Genomic DNA, 13,869 nt, shown 5'->3' with positions numbered 1-13,869 from the left:
CTTCATTCTTTACGTTGACCGAAAGCGATAAAAAAACCATGACTACAGGCTCCGCTCTGTACATCCCGCCTTATAAGGCTGACGACCAAGATGTGGTTGTCGAACTGAACACCCGTTTTGGCCCTGAGGCATTCACTGCCCAGGCCACGCGCACCGGCATGCCGGTGCTTTGGGTTACCCGCGCAAAACTGGTTGAAGTACTGACCTTCCTGCGCAACCTGCCAAAACCTTACGTCATGCTCTACGACTTGCACGGTGTGGACGAACGTCTGCGCACCAAGCGTCAGGACCTGCCATCGGGTGCCGACTTCACCGTCTTCTATCACCTGATGTCGCTTGAACGTAACAGCGACGTCATGATCAAGGTGGCGCTGTCCGAAAGTGACCTGAGCGTGCCGACCATCACCGGTATCTGGCCGAACGCCAACTGGTACGAGCGTGAAGTCTGGGACATGTTCGGTATCGACTTCAAAGGCCACCCGCACCTGTCGCGCATCATGATGCCGCCGACCTGGGAAGGTCACCCGCTGCGCAAGGACTTCCCGGCCCGGGCCACTGAGTTCGATCCGTACAGCCTGACCCTGGCCAAGGTTCAGCTGGAAGAAGAAGCCGCCCGTTTCAAACCCGAAGACTGGGGCATGAAGCGTTCCGGGGAAAACGAGGACTACATGTTCCTCAACCTCGGCCCCAACCACCCTTCTGCTCACGGTGCCTTCCGCATCATTCTGCAGCTGGACGGTGAAGAGATCGTCGACTGCGTGCCAGACGTCGGCTACCACCACCGTGGTGCCGAAAAAATGGCCGAGCGCCAGTCCTGGCACAGCTTCATCCCGTACACCGACCGTATCGACTACCTCGGCGGCGTGATGAACAACCTGCCGTACGTGCTGTCGGTCGAGAAGCTGGCGGGCATCAAGGTACCGGATCGGGTAGACACCATCCGCATCATGATGGCCGAGTTCTTCCGTATCACCAGCCACCTGCTGTTCCTGGGGACATACATCCAGGACGTAGGCGCAATGACCCCGGTGTTCTTCACGTTTACCGACCGTCAGCGCGCATACAAGGTGATCGAAGCCATCACCGGCTTCCGTCTGCACCCGGCCTGGTACCGCATCGGCGGTGTTGCCCACGACCTGCCGAACGGCTGGGAACGCCTGGTCAAGGAATTCATCGACTGGATGCCCAAGCGTCTGGACGAGTACCAGAAAGCCGCTCTGGACAACAGCATCCTGCGTGGCCGTACGATCGGCGTCGCCGCCTACAACACCAAAGAGGCCCTGGAATGGGGCGTCACCGGTGCCGGCCTGCGTTCGACAGGTTGCGATTTCGACCTGCGCAAGGCGCGTCCGTATTCCGGCTACGAGAACTTCGAGTTTGAAGTCCCGCTGGCGGCCAACGGCGATGCCTACGACCGCTGCATCGTGCGCGTCGAAGAAATGCGCCAGAGCCTGAAAATCATCGAGCAGTGCATGCGCAACATGCCGGCCGGGCCGTACAAGGCGGATCACCCGCTGACCACGCCGCCGCCTAAAGAGCGCACGCTGCAGCACATCGAGACCTTGATCACGCACTTCCTGCAAGTTTCGTGGGGCCCGGTAATGCCGGCCAACGAATCCTTCCAGATGATCGAAGCGACCAAGGGCATCAACAGTTATTACCTGACGAGCGATGGCGGCACCATGAGCTACCGCACCCGGATTCGCACCCCAAGCTTCCCGCACCTGCAGCAGATCCCTTCGGTGATCAAAGGCGAAATGGTCGCGGACTTGATTGCGTACCTGGGTAGTATCGATTTCGTTATGGCCGACGTGGACCGCTAAGCATGAACAGCACGCTTATCCAGACAGACCGTTTCGCCCTGAGCGAAACCGAGCGCTCGGCCATCGAGCACGAGCTGCATCACTACGAAGATCCGCGCGCTGCGTCGATCGAAGCCCTGAAGATCGTTCAGAAGGAACGCGGCTGGGTGCCCGATGGCGCGCTTTACGCCATCGGTGAAATGCTCGGCATCCCCGCCAGCGACGTTGAAGGCGTGGCCACGTTCTACAGCCAGATCTTCCGTCAGCCAGTGGGCCGTCACATCATTCGCGTATGCGACAGCATGGTCTGCTACATCGGTGGCCACGAATCCGTAGTCAGCGAAATCCAGAGCAAGCTGGGCATCGGCCTGGGCCAGACCACTGCAGACGGCCGCTTCACGCTGCTGCCAGTGTGCTGCCTGGGGAACTGCGACAAGGCGCCGGCGTTGATGATCGACGACGACACATTCGGTGACGTACAGCCTGCTGGCGTCGCCACGTTGTTGGAGGGCTACCCATGACCCTGACTTCTTTCGGCCCTGCCAACCGTATCGCGCGGTCGCCGGAAACCCATCCTCTGACCTGGCGTCTGCGTGACGACGGCGAGCCGGTATGGCTTGACGAGTACCAGGCCAAGGACGGTTACGCTGCAGCCCGCAAGGCATTCGCCGACATGGCCACGGACGACATCGTCCAGACCGTGAAAGACGCCGGCCTCAAGGGTCGAGGCGGCGCCGGCTTCCCTACCGGGGTGAAGTGGGGGCTGATGCCCAAAGACGAATCCATGAACATCCGTTACCTGCTGTGTAACGCCGATGAGATGGAACCCAACACCTGGAAAGACCGCATGCTGATGGAGCAACTGCCCCATCTGCTGATCGAAGGCATGCTGATCAGTGCCCGCGCACTGAAAACCTACCGTGGCTATATCTTCCTGCGTGGCGAATACACCACCGCCGCCAAGCACCTCAACCGTGCGGTCGAAGAAGCCAAGGCTGCGGGCCTGCTGGGCAAGAACATCCTGGGCTCGGGGTTTGACTTCGAACTGTTCGTTCACACCGGCGCCGGGCGTTACATCTGCGGTGAAGAAACCGCACTGATCAACTCCCTCGAAGGCCGTCGCGCCAACCCGCGCTCCAAGCCGCCGTTCCCGGCAGCCGTGGGCGTATGGGGCAAGCCGACTTGCGTGAACAACGTTGAAACCCTGTGCAACGTGCCAGCCATCATCGGCAACGGCGTTGACTGGTACAAATCCATTGCCCGCGAAGGCAGCGAAGACATGGGCACCAAGCTCATGGGCTTCTCCGGCAAGGTCAAGAACCCCGGCCTGTGGGAACTGCCGTTTGGCGTGACCGCCCGCGAGCTGTTCGAAGACTATGCCGGCGGCATGCGCGACGGCTTCAAGCTCAAGTGCTGGCAGCCGGGCGGTGCCGGTACCGGCTTCCTGCTGCCGGAGCACCTGGACGCACAAATGTACGCCGGTGGCATCGCCAAGGTCGGCACCCGTATGGGTACCGGTCTGGCCATGGCCGTCGACGACAGCGTCAACATGGTGTCCCTGCTGCGCAACATGGAACAGTTCTTCTCTCGCGAATCCTGCGGTTTCTGCACCCCGTGCCGTGATGGCCTGCCATGGAGCGTCAAGCTGCTGATGGCCATCGAGAACGGTGAGGGTCAGCCCGGCGATATCGAGACCCTGCTGGGTCTGGTCGGTTTCCTCGGCCCTGGCAAGACGTTCTGTGCTCACGCACCGGGTGCCGTGGAGCCATTGGGCAGCGCGATCAAGTACTTCCGTCCAGAGTTCGAAGCCGGTATTGCGCAAGCAAAACCCGGAGTTCCGCCTCTGGCACGCCCGATTGTTATCGGCGCGTAACGCTCTGAAGGAGAGCGGTCCGTGCCGCTCTCTGATCGTTCGATAACGCCGTAAGGCTGAGTTGCTTCGAACGCATAACAAGATTCCATTAGCCACGCCCGCTGACACCGGGCCAACGAAGACCTTTGAACCATGGCCACTATCCACGTAGACGGCAAAGATCTCGAAGTCGATGGGGCAGACAACCTGTTACAGGCGTGTCTGTCGCTAGGCCTCGATATCCCGTATTTCTGCTGGCACCCTGCCCTGGGCAGTGTTGGCGCTTGCCGCCAATGCGCCGTCAAGCAGTACACCGACGAGAACGACAAGCGTGGTCGTATCGTCATGTCATGCATGACCCCGGCCACCGACGGTAGCTGGATCTCCATCGACGACGAAGAGGCGAAAGTGTTTCGCGCCAGCGTTGTTGAATGGCTGATGACCAACCACCCGCACGACTGCCCTGTGTGCGAAGAAGGCGGTCACTGTCATCTGCAAGACATGACCGTGATGACCGGCCACAACGAGCGCCGTTATCGCTTCACCAAGCGTACTCACCAGAACCAGCAACTGGGCCCGTTCATTTCCCACGAAATGAACCGCTGCATCGCCTGCTATCGCTGCGTGCGCTTCTATAAAGACTACGCCGGCGGCACCGACCTCGGCGTATTCGGCGCCCACGACAACGTGTACTTCGGTCGCGTTGAAGACGGCGTGCTCGAAAGCGAATTCTCGGGCAACCTCACCGAAGTCTGCCCGACCGGCGTGTTCACTGACAAAACCCACTCCGAGCGCTACAACCGCAAGTGGGACATGCAGTTTTCACCCAGCATCTGCCACGGTTGCTCCAGCGGCTGCAACATCAGCCCGGGTGAGCGTTATGGCGAATTGCGCCGCATCGAAAACCGCTTCAACGGTTCGGTCAACCAGTACTTCCTGTGTGACCGTGGCCGTTTCGGCTATGGCTACGTCAACCGCACAGACCGCCCGCGCCAGCCATTGCTGGCCGATGGCAGCAAACTGAGCCTCGACGCGGCACTGGACAAGGCTGCCGACCTGCTGCGCGGTCGCAACATCGTCGGTATCGGTTCGCCACGTGCCAGCCTCGAAAGCAACTACGCGTTGCGCGAACTGGTCGGCGCCGAGCACTTCTACTCGGGCATCGAAGCCGGTGAGCTGGAGCGCATCCGTCTGGTGCTGCAAGTTCTGAAAGACAGCCCGTTGCCAGTGCCGAACATGCGCGAGATCGAAGATCACGACGCCATTTTCGTCCTTGGCGAAGACCTGACCCAGACCGCCGCCCGTATGGCGCTGTCGCTGCGTCAATCGGTCAAGGGCAAGGCCGAAGAAATGGCCGACGGCATGCGCGTACAGCCATGGCTCGATGCTGCAGTCAAAAACATCGGCCAACACGCCCTGTACCCGTTGTTCATCGCCAGCCTGGCTGAAACCAAGCTCGACGACGTTGCCGAAGAATGCGTACACGCAGCACCGGATGACCTGGCCCGTATCGGTTTCGCCGTGGCCCATGCCATCGACGCCAGCGCGCCTGCCGTCACCGGTCTGGATGCAGAAGCCCTGGAGCTGGCACAACGCATCGCCAACGCCCTGCTGGCAGCCAAACGCCCACTGATCATTGCCGGTACTTCCCTGGGCTGCAAAGCCCTGATCGAAGCCGCAGGCAACATCGCCAAAGCCTTGCACCTGCGGGAAAAGGCCGGTTCCATCAGCCTGATCGTTCCGGAAGCCAACAGCCTTGGCCTGGCCATGCTCGGTGGCGAATCGCTGGACGCGGCCCTGCAAGCAGTGACTGACGGTAAAGCCGACGCCATCGTAGTGCTGGAAAACGACCTGTTCACCCGGGTTGATGCAGTCAAGGTCAATGCTGCGCTGGATGCGGCCAAAGTGCTGATCGTTGCCGATCATCAAAAGACCGCGACCACCGACCGTGCCGACCTGGTTCTGCCAGCCGCCAGCTTCGCTGAAGGCGACGGTACGCTGGTCAGCCAGGAAGGCCGTGCCCAGCGCTTCTTCCAGGTGTTCGACCCGACTTACCTGGACGCCAGCATTCTGGTTCACGAAGGCTGGCGCTGGTTGCACGCCCTGCGCAGCACCCTGCTGAACAAGCCGGTTGACTGGACCCTGCTGGACCACGTGACTCAGGCCACTGCTGCGAGCACTCCAGAGTTGGCGCGCATCGTTGATGCCGCACCTTCTGCTGCGTTCCGTATCAAAGGTATGAAACTGGCCCGCGAACCGCTGCGTTACAGCGGCCGTACCGCCATGCGCGCCAATATCAGCGTGCATGAGCCTCGCACCCCACAAGACCCGGACACCGCGTTTGCCTTCTCGATGGAAGGTTACTCGGGCTCCGTCGAACCGCGCCAACAGGTGCCGTTCGCCTGGTCGCCGGGCTGGAACTCGCCACAAGCGTGGAACAAGTTCCAGGACGAAGTGGGTGGTCATATCCGTGCTGGCGACCCGGGCACCCGCCTGATCGAAAGCAAGGGTGATTCGCTGAACTGGTTCGCCGGCATTCCGGGCGCATTCAACCCGGCACGCGGCACCTGGCAAGTAGTGCCGTTCTTCCACCTGCTGGGCAGCGAAGAGAACTCTTCCAAGGCCGCGCCGGTTCAAGAACGCATTCCGGCGGCTTACATCGCGCTGGCCAAGGCCGAAGCCGATCGTCTGGGTGTCAATGACGGCGCTCTGCTCAGCCTGAACGTTGCCGGTGTGACCCTGCGTCTGCCGCTGCGGATCAATGAAGAGCTGGGTTCAGGTCTGGTGGCATTGCCTGCAGGTCTTGCCGGCATCCCGCCTGCGATCTTTGGTCTTACCGTTGACGGTTTGCAGGAGGCAGCCCAATGACCTGGTTTACGCCTGAAGTGATCGACGTAATTATCTCGGTACTCAAAGCAGTGGTCATCCTGCTTGCCGTGGTGGTCTGCGGCGCGCTGTTGAGCTGGGTCGAGCGTCGTTTGCTCGCCCTCTGGCAGGACCGTTACGGTCCGAACCGGGTTGGCCCGTTCGGCGCGTTTCAGATTGCCGCCGACATGATCAAGATGTTCTTCAAGGAAGACTGGACCCCGCCGTTTGCCGACAAGGTGATTTTCACCCTGGCACCGGTGGTAGCCATGAGCGCCTTGCTGGTCGCCTTTGCGATCATCCCGATCACCCCGACCTGGGGCGTGGCGGACCTGAACATCGGCATCCTGTTCTTCTTCGCCATGGCCGGTCTGTCGGTGTACGCGGTGTTGTTCGCCGGCTGGTCCAGCAACAACAAGTTCGCCTTGCTGGGCGCCTTGCGCGCCTCGGCCCAGACCGTGTCCTACGAAGTGTTCATGGGCCTGGCGCTGATGGGCATCGTGGTCCAGGTTGGCTCGTTCAACATGCGCGACATCGTTGAATATCAAGCGCAGAACATGTGGTTCATCATTCCGCAGATCTTCGGCTTCCTGACCTTCTTCATCGCTGGCGTCGCCGTGACTCACCGTCACCCCTTCGACCAGCCCGAAGCCGAGCAGGAACTGGCCGATGGTTACCACATTGAATATGCCGGCATGAAATGGGGCATGTTCTTCGTTGGTGAGTACATCGGGATCGTGTTGATCTCGGCGTTGCTGGTGACTTTGTTCTTCGGTGGCTGGCACGGGCCTTTCGGCATCCTGCCGCAGATTCCGTTTATCTGGTTCGCCCTGAAGACCGCGTTTTTCATCATGATCTTCATCCTGCTGCGCGCTTCCATTCCGCGCCCACGGTATGACCAGGTGATGGATTTCAGCTGGAAGTTCTGCCTGCCGCTGACCCTGATCAATTTGCTGGTAACCGCCGCAGTCGTGTTGTTGAACACGCCCGCCGGCGCGGTTCAGTGAGGATAGAGACCCATGTTCAAGTATCTGTTTGACATCGTGCATGGCACCTACACCCAGCTTCGCAGCCTGGTGATGGTGTTTGGCCATGCCTTCCGCAAGCGTGACACGCTGCAATACCCGGAAGAAGCGGTCTATCTGCCACCGCGTTATCGCGGGCGGATCGTCCTGACCCGCGACCCGGACGGCGAAGAGCGCTGTGTAGCCTGCAACCTGTGCGCCGTAGCGTGCCCGGTGGGCTGCATTTCGCTGCAAAAAGCCGAAACCGAAGATGGCCGTTGGTACCCGGAGTTTTTCCGCATCAACTTCTCACGCTGCATTTTTTGCGGCCTGTGTGAGGAAGCCTGCCCGACCACCGCAATCCAGCTGACTCCGGATTTCGAGATGGCCGAGTTCAAACGTCAGGACCTGGTGTACGAGAAAGAAGATCTGCTGATCTCCGGCCCCGGCAAGAACCCTGATTACAACTTCTATCGTGTTGCGGGTATGGCCGTTGAGGGCAAGCCGAAAGGCGCTGCCCAGAACGAAGCCGAGCCGATCAACGTGAAGAGCTTGCTGCCTTAAGGAAGAACGATGGAATTCGCTTTCTATTTCGCATCGGGTATCGCTGTAGTGTCCACGTTACGTGTGATCACCAACACCAACCCCGTGCATGCCCTGCTCTACCTGATTATTTCGCTGATTGCCGTGGCGATGACGTTCTTCAGCCTTGGCGCACCGTTTGCCGGTGTGCTGGAAGTGATCGCCTACGCCGGCGCCATCATGGTGCTGTTCGTGTTTGTGGTGATGATGCTCAACCAGGGCCCGGCCTCGGTTCAGCAGGAACGCATCTGGCTCAAGCCCAATATCTGGATCGGACCGACCATTTTGTCCGCCCTGCTGCTGGCCGAACTGCTGTACGTGCTGTTCGCCCATCAGAGCGGTGCTGCAATCGGTCAAACCACCATCGATGCAAAAGCCGTGGGCATCAGCCTGTTCGGCCCGTATCTGCTGGTAGTCGAACTCGCCTCGTTTCTGTTGCTTGCAGCAGCAGTGACGGCGTTCCACTTGGGCCGTAACGAGGCGAAGGAGCAATAACATGCCAGGAATACCTCTCGAACATGGTCTGGCCGTTGCCGGTGTCCTGTTCTGCCTCGGTCTGGTCGGCCTGATGGTACGTCGCAACATTCTCTTCGTATTGATGAGTCTGGAAATCATGATGAACGCCGCTGCACTGGCGTTCATCGTTGCCGGTGCACGCTGGGCGCAGCCGGATGGACAAGTGATGTTCATCCTGGTGATCACCCTTGCAGCAGCCGAGGCCAGCATTGGCCTGGCGATCCTGCTGCAGCTGTATCGCCGTTTCCACACGCTTGATATCGATGCTGCCAGTGAGATGCGCGGATGAACCTTCTCTTTCTGACTTTCGTATTCCCCCTGATCGGCTTTTTGCTGCTGTCGTTCTCCCGTGGACGCTTCAGCGAAAACCTCTCGGCCCTGATCGGCGTCGGCTCCATTGGCCTCTCGGCCATCGTGGCTGCCTATGTGATCTGGCAATTCAACGTTGCACCGCCTGAAGGCGGTCACTACACACAAGTGCTGTGGCAGTGGATGTCGGTGGAAGGCTTCAAGCCCAACTTCGCCCTCTACCTGGACGGCCTGTCGGTGACCATGCTCGGCGTGGTGGTCGGCGTCGGCTTCCTGATCCACCTGTTCGCCTCCTGGTACATGCGCGGTGAAGAGGGCTACTCGCGCTTCTTCGCGTACACCAACCTGTTTATCGCCAGCATGCTGTTCCTGATCCTGGGCGATAACCTGTTGTTCCTGTACTTCGGCTGGGAAGGTGTGGGCCTGTGCTCGTACCTGTTGATCGGTTTCTACTACAGCAACCGCAACAACGGTAATGCCGCACTCAAAGCCTTTATCGTGACCCGTATCGGCGACGTGTTCATGGCCATCGGCCTGTTCATCCTGTTCCAGCAACTGGGCACGCTGAACATTCAGGAGCTGCTGGTTCAAGCGCCGCTGAAGTTCCAGGCCGGTGACTTCTGGATCGTATTGGCGACCCTGATGCTGCTGGGCGGCGCGGTCGGCAAATCGGCACAACTGCCACTGCAAACCTGGCTGGCAGATGCGATGGCCGGTCCTACCCCGGTTTCGGCACTGATCCACGCCGCAACCATGGTAACCGCGGGCGTTTACCTGATTGCCCGTACCCACGGTCTGTTCACCCTCGCTCCAGACATCCTGCACCTGGTGGGTATCGTCGGCGGCGTGACCCTGGTACTGGCCGGTTTCGCCGCACTGGTACAAACCGACATCAAACGTATCCTCGCCTACTCGACCATGAGCCAGATCGGCTACATGTTCCTGGCGCTGGGCGTTGGTGCATGGGACGGTGCGATCTTCCACCTGATGACCCACGCCTTCTTCAAGGCCCTGCTGTTCCTTGCTTCCGGTGCGGTGATCGTTGCCTGCCACCACGAGCAGAACATCTTCAAGATGGGCGGCCTGTGGAAAAAACTGCCACTGGCCTACGCCAGCTTCATCGTCGGCGGCGCGGCACTCTCTGCCTTGCCACTGCTGACGGCCGGCTTCTACTCCAAGGACGAAATTCTTTGGGAGGCCTTCGCCAGCGGCAACAACGAACTGCTGTATGCCGGCCTGGTCGGCGCGTTCATGACCTCGCTGTACACCTTCCGCCTGATCTTCATCACGTTCCACGGTGAAGCCAAGACTGAAGCCCACCCGGGGCATGGCGTTTCCTACTGGCTGCCGCTGGGGGTACTGATCGTACTGTCGACCTTCATCGGCGCCATGATCACTCCGCCACTGGCCGGTGTTCTGCCACAAAGCGTCGGCCATGCCGGCGGCGAAGCCAAGCACAGCCTGGAAATCGCTTCGGGCGCCATCGCCCTGGCCGGTATCCTGCTGGCCGGCTTGCTGTACCTGGGCAAGCGCCGCTTCGTCACCTACGTTGCCAACAGCGCCATTGGCCGCTTCCTCACGGCCTGGTGGTTCGCCGCGTGGGGCTTCGACTGGCTGTACGACAAACTGTTCGTCAAACCTTACCTGTTGATCTGCCGCTTGCTGCGCAAAGATCCTCTGGACCAGACCATTGGTTTGATCCCGAAGATGGCCAAAGCCGGGCATAACGCCCTGAGCCGTAGCGAAACCGGACAACTGCGTTGGTACGCTGCTTCTATGGCCGCCGGTGCTGTACTGGTCATGGGCGCCATCGTTTTGGTAGCGGTCTGATATGAACCTTCGACATTGCGAAAGGAATTGAGCCCGTCATGATTCTGCCTTGGCTAATCCTGATCCCCTTTATCGGCGGCCTGCTGTGCTGGCTGGGTGAGCGCTTCGGCCCTACCCTGCCACGCTGGATTGCGTTGCTGACCATGTCCCTTGAGCTTGCACTCGGCCTTTGGCTGTGGTCCCAGGGTAACTATTCATTTGCACCGGCGCCCGGCGCCGATCCGACCTGGGCCCTGGAGTTCCAGCACATCTGGATCGCACGCTTCGGTATCAGCGTGCACCTGGCGCTGGACGGCCTGTCGCTGCTGATGATCCTGCTCACCGGCTTGCTCGGCGTGCTGTCCGTTCTGTGCTCCTGGAAAGAGATTCAGCGTCATGTGGGCTTCTTCCACCTGAACCTGATGTGGATCCTGGGCGGTGTGGTTGGCGTGTTCCTCGCCATCGACCTGTTCATGTTCTTCTTCTTCTGGGAAATGATGCTGGTGCCGATGTACTTCCTCATCGCGCTCTGGGGTCACAGTTCTTCGGACGGCAAGAAAACCCGTATCTACGCCGCCACCAAGTTCTTCATCTTCACTCAGGCTTCCGGCCTGATCATGCTGGTGGCGATCCTGGGTCTGGTGCTGGTCAACTTCAACAACACCGGCGTGATTACCTTCAGCTACGCCGAGTTGCTGAAAACCAAGATGTCACTCACTACCGAGTACATCCTGATGCTTGGCTTCTTCATTGCGTTTGCCGTGAAACTGCCAGTCGTACCGTTCCACTCCTGGTTGCCTGACGCTCACGCCCAGGCACCGACTGCCGGTTCTGTGGACCTGGCCGGTATCCTGCTGAAGACCGCTGCCTATGGTCTGCTGCGATTCGCCCTGCCGCTGTTCCCGAATGCTTCGGCCGAGTTTGCGCCGATTGCCATGGCCCTGGGTCTGATCGGGATTTTCTACGGCGCGTTCCTGGCCTTCGCACAAACCGACATCAAGCGTCTGATCGCGTTCTCCAGTGTTTCGCACATGGGCTTCGTACTGATCGGGATCTACTCCGGCAGCCAGCTGGCACTGCAAGGTGCCGTCATCCAGATGCTGGCCCACGGTGTTTCGGCAGCCGCGCTGTTTATCCTCAGCGGTCAACTGTACGAGCGTCTGCACACTCGCGACATGCGGGAAATGGGCGGCTTGTGGTCCAAGATCGCCTACCTGCCGGCCATCAGCCTGTTCTTCGCTGCGGCGTCGCTGGGCCTGCCGGGTACCGGTAACTTCGTCGGCGAATTCCTGATCCTGATTGGCTCGTTCGCCAGCTTCCCATGGATCACGGCCATTGCCACAACCGGTCTGGTGTTTGGTTCGGTCTACTCGCTGATCATGATTCACCGCGCCTATTTCGGCCCTTCCAAGTCGGATGCAGTACTGGCCGGCATGGATGCACGTGAACTGATCATGGTGCTCGGTCTGGCGGTATTGCTGGTGTTCATCGGCGTATACCCACAACCGTTCCTCGATACCTCGGCTGCGACCATGCATGGCGTGCAGCAGTGGATCGGCACCGCCTTCACTCAACTCGCTTCGGCCCGGTAAGAGCGCTATGGAATTCACGATCCAACACTTTATCGCGCTTGCGCCGCTGCTGATTACCAGTCTCACCGTTGTAGTGGTGATGCTGGCAATCGCATGGCGGCGCAACCATTCACAGACCTTCCTGCTTTCGGTGGCCGGTCTTAACCTGGCCTTGCTGTCGATCTTCCCTGCGTTGAAAGTGGCTCCGCTGGCTGTCACCCCGCTGTTGATGATGGACAACTTTGCCTATCTCTACATCGGGCTGATTCTGGTCGCCACCCTGGCCTGCGTCACCCTCGCCCATGCTTATCTGGGCGAAGGCGGCACCGGCTATCCGGGCAACCGCGAAGAGCTGTACCTGCTGATGCTGCTGGCAGCTACCGGCGGCATTGTTCTGGTCAGCGCGCAGCACCTGGCCGGCTTGTTTATCGGTCTGGAGCTGCTATCGGTACCGGTTTACGGCCTGGTGGCGTATGCCTTCTTCAACAAGCGTTCACTGGAAGCCGGCATCAAATACATGGTGCTGTCGGCGGCCGGCTCTGCGTTCCTGTTGTTCGGTATGGCCTTGCTCTACGCCGAAGCCGGCAGCCTGAGCTTCAGCGGTATCGGTCACGCCCTGGCAGCCTCCGGCGTACCTGCACCGCTGGCCCAGCTGGGTCTGGGCATGATGCTGGTCGGCCTGGCGTTCAAACTGTCGCTGGTACCTTTCCATCTCTGGACTCCGGACGTCTACGAAGGTGCTCCGGCTCCGGTCGCCGCTTTCCTCGCTACTGCTTCCAAAGTGGCCGTGTTTGCAGTGATGGTGCGTTTGTTCCAGATCACCCCGTCGGCAACTACCGGGGTGATGAGCGATGTACTGACCGTGATCGCGATTGCTTCGATCCTGTTCGGTAACCTGCTGGCCCTGACCCAGAACAACCTCAAGCGTCTGCTGGGTTACTCGTCCATCGCCCACTTCGGCTATCTGCTGATCGCCCTGGTGGCGAGCAAAGGCATGGCGATGGAAGCCATCGGCGTGTACCTGATCACCTACGTGCTGACCAGCCTGGGGGCATTCGGTGTGATTACCCTGATGTCCTCGCCGTACAAGGGTCGTGATGCTGACGCGCTGTACGAGTACCGCGGCCTGTTCTGGCGTCGTCCGTACCTGACTGCGGTCATGACCGTGATGATGCTGTCGCTGGCGGGTATCCCGCTGACTGCCGGCTTTATCGGCAAGTTCTACATCGTTGCTACCGGCGTTGAAGCCCACCAATGGTGGCTGGTCGGGTCCCTGGTGCTGGGCAGTGCCATCGGCGTGTTCTACTACCTGCGCGTGATGGTGACCCTGTACCTGGTCGAACCAAAACTGCATCGTCACGATGCTCCGCTGAACTGGGAGCAAAAGGCGGGTGGCGTCATGCTGCTGGCTATTTCGGCACTGGTATTCATCCTGGGTGTATACCCGCAGCCAATGCTTGAACTGGTGCAACACGCAACGCTGAGCCTTGTTGGCTAAGCCTTGAAACGTTGCACCCCATGCCCCGTAGAAGCCCGGCTTTTACGGGGCATTTTTTTGC

At 59.9% G+C, this 13,869-nt stretch carries 11 protein-coding genes; all 11 read left to right on the top strand.

Annotated features, from left to right (window positions below; all coding sequences use genetic code 11):
• Nucleotides 1–38 precede the first annotated feature (38 nt).
• The 11 genes from nuoC to nuoN all read left to right on the top strand — a co-directional run bounded on the left by nuoC (nucleotide 39) and on the right by nuoN (nucleotide 13,808).
• Nucleotides 39–1,823, top strand: a complete 1,785-nt coding sequence (gene nuoC / locus JQ845_RS07280; RefSeq protein WP_203008815.1) for an NADH-quinone oxidoreductase subunit C/D — start codon at nucleotides 39–41, stop codon at nucleotides 1,821–1,823.
• Between the two features lie 2 nt (nucleotides 1,824–1,825).
• Nucleotides 1,826–2,323 (top strand): NADH-quinone oxidoreductase subunit NuoE, encoded by a 498-nt coding sequence (nuoE, locus tag JQ845_RS07275; RefSeq protein WP_010656198.1) that lies wholly within the window; start codon nucleotides 1,826–1,828, stop codon nucleotides 2,321–2,323.
• Nucleotides 2,320–3,675, top strand: coding sequence for an NADH-quinone oxidoreductase subunit NuoF (gene nuoF, locus JQ845_RS07270; RefSeq protein ID WP_003446981.1), 1,356 nt, complete (start codon nucleotides 2,320–2,322; stop codon nucleotides 3,673–3,675). Before nuoE ends, nuoF begins: the two co-directional genes overlap by 4 nt.
• 132 nt (nucleotides 3,676–3,807) lie before the next feature.
• Nucleotides 3,808–6,522, top strand: a complete 2,715-nt coding sequence (nuoG, locus tag JQ845_RS07265) for an NADH-quinone oxidoreductase subunit NuoG (RefSeq protein WP_203008814.1) — start codon at nucleotides 3,808–3,810, stop codon at nucleotides 6,520–6,522.
• Nucleotides 6,519–7,526, top strand: coding sequence for an NADH-quinone oxidoreductase subunit NuoH (gene nuoH / locus JQ845_RS07260; protein ID WP_003446978.1), 1,008 nt, complete (start codon nucleotides 6,519–6,521; stop codon nucleotides 7,524–7,526). The genes nuoG and nuoH overlap by 4 nt, the downstream gene beginning before the upstream one ends.
• A gap of 12 nt (nucleotides 7,527–7,538) precedes the next feature.
• On the top strand, nucleotides 7,539–8,087 hold the full coding sequence (nuoI, locus tag JQ845_RS07255; protein ID WP_003446975.1) for an NADH-quinone oxidoreductase subunit NuoI: 549 nt from the start codon (nucleotides 7,539–7,541) through the stop codon (nucleotides 8,085–8,087).
• Nucleotides 8,088–8,096: 9 nt separating this feature from the next.
• Nucleotides 8,097–8,600 carry an NADH-quinone oxidoreductase subunit J gene (nuoJ, locus tag JQ845_RS07250; protein WP_003446971.1) on the top strand — a complete coding sequence of 168 codons (504 nt, stop codon included), beginning with the start codon at nucleotides 8,097–8,099 and terminating at the stop codon, nucleotides 8,598–8,600.
• Between the two features lies 1 nt (nucleotide 8,601).
• Nucleotides 8,602–8,910 (top strand): NADH-quinone oxidoreductase subunit NuoK, encoded by a 309-nt coding sequence (gene nuoK, locus JQ845_RS07245; protein ID WP_003446970.1) that lies wholly within the window; start codon nucleotides 8,602–8,604, stop codon nucleotides 8,908–8,910.
• Nucleotides 8,907–10,760 (top strand): NADH-quinone oxidoreductase subunit L, encoded by a 1,854-nt coding sequence (gene nuoL / locus JQ845_RS07240; protein ID WP_003446968.1) that lies wholly within the window; start codon nucleotides 8,907–8,909, stop codon nucleotides 10,758–10,760. The genes nuoK and nuoL overlap by 4 nt, the downstream gene beginning before the upstream one ends.
• Before the next feature lie 38 nt (nucleotides 10,761–10,798).
• Nucleotides 10,799–12,331: an NADH-quinone oxidoreductase subunit M gene (nuoM, locus tag JQ845_RS07235; RefSeq protein WP_003446966.1), complete on the top strand. Its 1,533-nt coding sequence runs from the start codon at nucleotides 10,799–10,801 to the stop codon at nucleotides 12,329–12,331.
• 7 nt (nucleotides 12,332–12,338) lie between these two features.
• Nucleotides 12,339–13,808, top strand: a complete 1,470-nt coding sequence (gene nuoN, locus JQ845_RS07230) for an NADH-quinone oxidoreductase subunit NuoN (RefSeq protein ID WP_003446964.1) — start codon at nucleotides 12,339–12,341, stop codon at nucleotides 13,806–13,808.
• Nucleotides 13,809–13,869: the final 61 nt, after the last annotated feature.

Origin of the sequence: Pseudomonas paraversuta (assembly GCF_904063065.1) — a bacterium.
Lineage (GTDB): Bacteria > Pseudomonadota > Gammaproteobacteria > Pseudomonadales > Pseudomonadaceae > Aquipseudomonas > Aquipseudomonas paraversuta.
The sequence above is the reverse complement of the archived record's forward strand: the minus strand, read 5'-3'. Positions and strand labels throughout refer to the sequence as shown.

Coding starts and splice junctions, on each gene's coding strand:
- nuoC (WP_203008815.1), top strand. CDS start 39: ATGACTACAGGCTCCGCTCTGTACATCCCGCCTTATAAGGCTGACGAC.
- nuoE (WP_010656198.1), top strand. CDS start 1,826: ATGAACAGCACGCTTATCCAGACAGACCGTTTCGCCCTGAGCGAAACC.
- nuoF (WP_003446981.1), top strand. CDS start 2,320: ATGACCCTGACTTCTTTCGGCCCTGCCAACCGTATCGCGCGGTCGCCG.
- nuoG (WP_203008814.1), top strand. CDS start 3,808: ATGGCCACTATCCACGTAGACGGCAAAGATCTCGAAGTCGATGGGGCA.
- nuoH (WP_003446978.1), top strand. CDS start 6,519: ATGACCTGGTTTACGCCTGAAGTGATCGACGTAATTATCTCGGTACTC.
- nuoI (WP_003446975.1), top strand. CDS start 7,539: ATGTTCAAGTATCTGTTTGACATCGTGCATGGCACCTACACCCAGCTT.
- nuoJ (WP_003446971.1), top strand. CDS start 8,097: ATGGAATTCGCTTTCTATTTCGCATCGGGTATCGCTGTAGTGTCCACG.
- nuoK (WP_003446970.1), top strand. CDS start 8,602: ATGCCAGGAATACCTCTCGAACATGGTCTGGCCGTTGCCGGTGTCCTG.
- nuoL (WP_003446968.1), top strand. CDS start 8,907: ATGAACCTTCTCTTTCTGACTTTCGTATTCCCCCTGATCGGCTTTTTG.
- nuoM (WP_003446966.1), top strand. CDS start 10,799: ATGATTCTGCCTTGGCTAATCCTGATCCCCTTTATCGGCGGCCTGCTG.
- nuoN (WP_003446964.1), top strand. CDS start 12,339: ATGGAATTCACGATCCAACACTTTATCGCGCTTGCGCCGCTGCTGATT.